Origin of the sequence: Chryseobacterium sp. CFS15, from assembly GCF_031118795.1 — a bacterium.
Taxonomy (GTDB): domain Bacteria; phylum Bacteroidota; class Bacteroidia; order Flavobacteriales; family Weeksellaceae; genus Chryseobacterium; species Chryseobacterium indoltheticum.
In genome coordinates this window covers 1-393 of sequence record NZ_JAVHYL010000034.1, presented here as the reverse complement: position 1 = coordinate 393, position 393 = coordinate 1, and the positions used below count along the sequence as shown (strand labels likewise).

Sequence of the window (393 nt, the reverse complement as noted above, 5' to 3'; positions counted from 1 at the left end):
TCAAAATAATTGAGAATCTCATTGTAATGATTCATTATGGTTTTTCTGAGCACCGAGAAAGCTTTAAATCTTGATTCTTCCACCTCTTTAAACCAATGTGCCAGTTTCAACATTGCAACGGATTTTTGAATGTTTTGGTTGTAAATTTTCCTCAAGCCATCAGATAAATTGTACGCTTTTTCTAAATCAGGATATTGCGAGAATAAGATTTCCGCTCGCTGATTTTGCGATGCAGTCCATTTTTCTCTGGTTTTGTAGAGTAAATACCTGCTTCTTGCCAAAAGTTGCTTTCGGGTATCGCCATTTTCAAAAGTTTCAATCTCGGGGTTGTTTTTCTTTTCTTTTGCTTCCATGAGCAGATTGTTTTCTTGTTCAATAGCTTCCCAACGGTGG

Annotated in this window: 1 protein-coding gene; it reads right to left on the bottom strand. The window is 36.6% G+C overall.

The genetic code is table 11. The features are described from left to right. Nucleotides 1-393: transposase (locus OH814_RS20565; RefSeq protein WP_308829462.1), on the bottom strand; the 393-nt coding region annotated here is incomplete at both ends.